5 protein-coding genes are annotated in these 1,974 nt (G+C 65.2%); 2 read left to right on the plus strand and 3 right to left on the minus strand.

Annotated elements, in window-relative coordinates; translation table 11 throughout:
* Both MOV75_RS36180 and MOV75_RS36185 read left to right on the plus strand, forming a co-directional pair.
* A partial coding sequence (locus tag MOV75_RS36180) for a hypothetical protein (RefSeq protein WP_247007765.1) occupies window positions 1–343 on the plus strand: 343 nt, incomplete at its 5' end.
* A 107-nt stretch (window positions 344–450) separates the two neighbouring features.
* Entirely contained in the window at window positions 451–783 is a 333-nt protein-coding gene (locus MOV75_RS36185; RefSeq protein WP_246925212.1) for a hypothetical protein, read from the plus strand.
* A gap of 76 nt (window positions 784–859) precedes the next feature.
* Here the strand turns inward: MOV75_RS36185 and MOV75_RS36190 are convergent, their stop codons facing one another.
* The 3 genes from MOV75_RS36190 to MOV75_RS36200 form a co-directional block, all read right to left on the minus strand.
* Window positions 860–1,216, minus strand: coding sequence for a carboxymuconolactone decarboxylase family protein (locus MOV75_RS36190; protein WP_246925210.1), 357 nt, complete (start codon window positions 1,214–1,216; stop codon window positions 860–862).
* A 21-nt stretch (window positions 1,217–1,237) separates the two neighbouring features.
* Window positions 1,238–1,705, minus strand: a complete 468-nt coding sequence (locus tag MOV75_RS36195) for a DUF6691 family protein (protein ID WP_246925208.1) — start codon at window positions 1,703–1,705, stop codon at window positions 1,238–1,240.
* Window positions 1,706–1,710: 5 nt separating this feature from the next.
* Window positions 1,711–1,974: YeeE/YedE family protein (locus MOV75_RS36200; RefSeq protein WP_247007768.1), on the minus strand; the 264-nt coding region annotated here is incomplete at its 5' end.

Consider the following 1,974-nt stretch of genomic DNA (forward strand, 5'->3'; position numbering starts at 1 on the left):
CGTTGCCGACAGCCGCGCGCCGGTGCCGGAGTTCATGCGTATGAAGGAAGCCGAGCAGCCGCCGCCCGAAGCGCCTCCCGACGTCAAGCGCTTGGTCCGCGAGCAGATCGATGTCGTCTTCCTGACCACCTCCTATCCGCGCGAGGTGCACGTCGCCCCGCCCCATCGTGAGGTGCGCGGACCGGGCTGGACCTCCTGCGTGCGCGCGCAGCTCACCTCCGCGACCGGCACTTCGCTCGGTCCCCAGACCTACATCGTAACGATAACAGGGGGAAAGGTTGTCGACCGCCGGCGTGCGGAAGCCGACGACATCTGCGGGACGGAGACTTACGAGCCGATCTAGGAACCGCCCAAAAGACGGGCAGTTCCGGGAAAAACCAGCATCGCGGCGGGAACGATCACCGCCTCCCCTTCTTGTTACCGCCGAGGGCAGTTTCGGAGGAGGACAGGATGAAGACATTCACGATTGCGCTGTTGGCGGGCGTCGGTGCTTTGGCAGCCGCGTCGAGTGCGAAGGCGTCCGATATTTACACGAGCAGCGAGTACACCAATCCGGATCTGGTCCAGCAGGTACGGCTTGTCTGCGACGACGCCGGCCGCTGCTATCGCACCCACGGCGGTTCGCGCGTGATCGTGCGCGATTCCTATAATTCCATGCCGCGCGAGCGCTATTACGAGCGCCGGTCGTATCATCGCGACTGGGATGACGGCCCGCGCGCCGGCGTCGGCATTCGCGCGCCCGGCGTCAGCGTCGGCGTGGGTGTCGGCGACGACCGCTGGTAATGACCGCGAGGTAAGGCAAAGGACCGGACGACGATCGTCGCCCGGTCCTTTTCGCGTCAGACACCGACGGCGCCCCTCAGCCGGAAGCGGCTTGCTGCTGGAACTGCTCGTACGCCCCGATCGCATCGGCCGCGTACATCAGCGACGGCCCGCCGCCCATATACACGGCCATGCCGAGCGTCTCCTCGATCTCTTCGCGCGTCGCACCGAGCTTGACGAGCGCCTCGGCGTGAAAGCCGATGCAGCCATCGCAATGCGCGGCCACGCCAAGCGCCAGCGCGATCAGTTCCTTGGTCTTCTTGTCCAGCGCGCCGTCGCGCGTGGCAGCCTGAGCGAGTGCGGAAAATCCCTTCATCGTATCGGGGATGTCGTTCCGCAGCTTGCGCATGTTGGCGGAGATTTGCCTGACGATTTCAGGATAGTTCTTGTCCATGATTTTGACTCTGCAGTGACTTCAGGTTTCGAGCGGATCGGCCGGCGCGACGAAGCGCATCAGCGACGGCCGGTCGGCGACAAAGCGAGCGAGCACCATGCCGGCACACATCGCCGCGACGAAGATGAAGCCGGAAGAAGACCCGAACCCGAGCGCGGTCAGCGCCGGCCCCGGACAGAAGCCCGCCAATCCCCAGCCGATCCCGAAGATCGCAGGACCCGCGACGATTCTGAAATCGATGTCTCTTCGCGTGGGGAGATAGAATCGTTCGGCGAAGATCGGACGCGCGCGCCTCAGGACGCGGCCAAAGCCGATGAAGGTCACGGCCACCGCACCGGCCATCACGAAGGCAAGGCTCGCATCCCATGTCCCGGCCGGAATGCCGCCGATGTCGAGGAAGTTCAGAACCTTCGCCGGGTCGGACATGCCGGAGACGATGAGACCGAGACCAAAGATCAGGCCGATCACGAATTGAATGAGAATGGCCATCGGCGTCAGCTCCAGTGCCGCATCACGAAGACGGTCGCTATACCGGCTGCCATGAAGACGACGGTCGCAACCAATGAGCGCGGCGAGAGTCGCGACAGGCCGCAGACGCCATGGCCGGAAGTGCAGCCGCTGCCCCACACCGAGCCGAAACCGGTGAGCAGTCCGCCGACAACCAGGATCGCCGTTCCCGCCTCGATCGTCTGCGGCGGCAGGCTTCCCGGGGCGAGCCGCACCAGCACGGGTGCGGCGACAAGACCGGCGACGAAGGC

The sequence above is a fragment of the Bradyrhizobium sp. PRIMUS42 genome (genome assembly GCF_023006515.1).
GTDB lineage: Bacteria > Pseudomonadota > Alphaproteobacteria > Rhizobiales > Xanthobacteraceae > Bradyrhizobium.

Excerpts from the sequence above, each read along its gene's own strand:
- MOV75_RS36195 (WP_246925208.1), bottom strand. The coding sequence starts at position 1,705 with ATGGCCATTCTCATTCAATTCGTGATCGGCCTGATCTTTGGTCTCGGT.
- MOV75_RS36190 (WP_246925210.1), bottom strand. The coding sequence starts at position 1,216 with ATGGACAAGAACTATCCTGAAATCGTCAGGCAAATCTCCGCCAACATG.
- MOV75_RS36185 (WP_246925212.1), top strand. The coding sequence starts at position 451 with ATGAAGACATTCACGATTGCGCTGTTGGCGGGCGTCGGTGCTTTGGCA.